3 protein-coding genes are annotated in these 2659 nt (G+C 60.5%); 2 read left to right on the top strand and 1 reads right to left on the bottom strand.

What is annotated here, in order from left to right:
* Nucleotides 1–484, top strand: a 484-nt coding sequence (locus AAAB16_RS01670; protein ID WP_340661772.1) for a toxin-antitoxin system YwqK family antitoxin, incomplete at its 5' end; no start/stop codon positions are given.
* 5 nt (nt 485–489) lie between these two features.
* On the opposite strand, the gene AAAB16_RS01665 is transcribed toward AAAB16_RS01670, so the two are convergent.
* On the bottom strand, nt 490–885 hold the full coding sequence (locus AAAB16_RS01665) for a DUF4280 domain-containing protein (protein WP_340661771.1): 396 nt from the start codon (nt 883–885) through the stop codon (nt 490–492).
* Between the two features lie 241 nt (nt 886–1126).
* On the opposite strand from AAAB16_RS01665, the gene AAAB16_RS01660 reads away from it, so the two are divergent.
* On the top strand, nt 1127–2659 hold a 1533-nt coding region (locus AAAB16_RS01660), incomplete at its 3' end, for a filamentous hemagglutinin N-terminal domain-containing protein (RefSeq protein WP_340661770.1).

The raw sequence follows: 2659 nt of genomic DNA, 5'->3' as shown, positions 1-2659 counted from the left end.
CGAAGGGCAATTGCACGGCCCGGTAAAGATCGAAGAATTCGGCCGCGCGCAAGCCGACCTCAGCTACAACCACGGCCAACTCAACGGCCCGCTGACGCTCTACCACCCCAACGGCAGAGTGTCTGCCCAGATGCCCTACGCCCAAGACCGCGTACATGGCCTGGCCAAGTTCTACGCCGCCGAAGGTGGCCTGCAACGCACCGCCCACTACCGCCACGGCCGCCTGCACGGCGAAGCCTGCAACTACTTTCCCGACGGCAGCGTGGCGGAACTGGAACACTACCGCGACGGCGTGCGCGAAGGCGCCTACCGCCGCTTTCACGCCAACGGCCAGGTCGCCTTTAGCGCCCATTACTTGCGTGGTGTACCCGTGGAACCGGGGCGTGCCTTTACCGACGATGGCCGCGCCCTGAACGCCGCAGGCAAACCCGTATCGCGGCTGCGCGGCTGGTGGCAAGGCATGTTTGAACAGCCACAAAGCTGAAGGACTTAGGGCACTAACTCCGTCACCTGCCCAGGCATCGCCACCTTAATCACCCCGGCCCACGTGCACATCAGCGTGCCATTGGCATCCAACGCCGGCATCGGCCCCAACAACACCGTCGGCGCGCCACCGGGAATCCACGGCGCGGCGGTGGCGGGAATGCACGGCATCGGCGTCAACACCCCCAAAGCAGCCGCTGTTGCTGCCGCCACCATGGGATTGGCAATGCTGCTACACATGCCAAAGGTAGGAATGTTCACCAACGGAATATGGTCCAGCAAATTTGCCGCCGGCATGCTGCTGGTGAGCGTGCGATTGACCGGCAACACATTCAGCACCGTAGGCGCAGCGCCAAAACTGCACTGCAACGTGGCGCCGCTGCAAACGTGAGGACAGCCCATGGGGTGGCTCCTGGGTTAGGTGGTTGAATCGTAGTAGAAAAAGCCTAAGTCGTTAGAAAGACGCTGCTCGCTTGGCCTGCAACCACTGAACTGCCTCGCCGTAACTTCCTACAGGCCTATGCCACTCCAGCTGTGATTTGCCTGGCATCCCACACCTCGGCCAGCACTAGCTGGCATTCAACACCACCCTCCTCGCCGTAACGTTTTCGCAGCCCACCGCCTGCCGAGACAAAACGCCGACATGGATGTACACAGCCCGCTTTGCCGATCCATCGCCCGCCTGCTGATCGCTGTTCTTTTCCTCAATCCCCTGCTGAGCACGGCGGCCGACTTGGCCGTTGATAGCGGCAGCACGTCCATCACTCAAGCCGCCAATGGCGTACCCATCGTCAATATCGCTGCGCCTAATGGCAGCGGTCTTTCCCATAACAAGTTCACTGATTACAACGTTGGCCAGCAGGGCCTGATCCTTAATAACGGCACGGCGGCGTTTAACCAGACCGAATTGGGTGGGGTGATTCTTGGCAATAGAGGGTTGGGTGGGCGTGCGGCTGGGTTGATCCTTAACGAGGTCACCGGCGGCAATCCAAGCCAGCTTAGGGGCTATACGGAAGTTGCTGGGCAGAGCGCGCATGTGGTGGTGGCCAACCCTCACGGCATCACCTGCGATGGCTGCGGGTTTATCAATACACCGCGCGTAACGCTGAGCACTGGTGCATCGGTAATCGAAGCTGAGCAGCTCAGGCAATTCAATGTCGACGGCGGCCAGATCGTTATTGATGGCGCCGGCCTTAACGCCGCCAATATCAGCCAGTTCGACCTGATCACCCGCAGCGCCAAGCTCAATGCGGCGATTTATGCCCAGCAGCTGAACATCGTCACCGGCCGTAATGAGGTCGATGCGGCGACCTTGGCGGCCACGGCCAAAGCTGATGCCAGTAGCTCAAGGCCTGGCGTTTCTATCGACAGTTCCGCGCTTGGTGGCATGTACGCCGGCGCGATTCGTTTAGTCGGCACCGAGGCAGGTGTCGGGGTAAAGCTGGCCGGCGATATGGCGGCCAGCGGTGACGATATTCAGATCGACGCCAATGGCAAATTGACCGTAGCCCGCGCGGTAAGCGCCGGGCAGTTACGCGCCAAAGCCGAGCAGATTGAGTTCACCGATAAAGCCCATGCCGATGGCGCTGTGCAGGTGATTTCGAGCGGCGCGGTGACGGTCGCCAAAAGTCTGACCAGTGCGGCTGATGTTTCGATAAAAGCTGGCTCGCTGAGCAACCAGGGAACATTGGGCGGTGCTGGCAATGTTCGCGTAGATGTCGCTGCCTTGCTGAACCAAGCCGGCCTGATTTTCAGCGGCCAGGACATGGCGCTCAACGTCGACAGCTTTACCAACCAAACCGGCGACGTTTATAGCCTCGGCAAGCTGACCATCACCGCCAGCGATGGCATCAACAACCGCTCTGGCAGCATCGAAAGCGCTGGCGATTTAACGCTTCAAGCCAAGCGCATCAGCAATCAGCGCGACGTGCTGACCACCCGCCAGGAAAAATACGCCGCCCGTATTACCGAACTGCCATGCAGCAGTGACTACGGCGCGGGCGATTGCGACGGCGGCAAGGAAAACCAGGTTTGGAACATTCTCGAACGTGACCGCTTGTTGGTTACCGAAGCGAGTCGTGGGGCGTTTGTCACCGCTGGCGCCAACGTCAGCCTGATGGGCGAAAGCCTGCTTAACCACGCCAGCTCCATCAGCGCAGCCGGCGACTTAAGCATC

Source organism: Pseudomonas sp., from assembly GCF_037994325.1.
Taxonomy (GTDB): domain Bacteria; phylum Pseudomonadota; class Gammaproteobacteria; order Pseudomonadales; family Pseudomonadaceae; genus Aquipseudomonas.
Note: the sequence above shows the minus strand (reverse complement) of the source record. Positions and strands in the feature narration are given on the sequence as shown.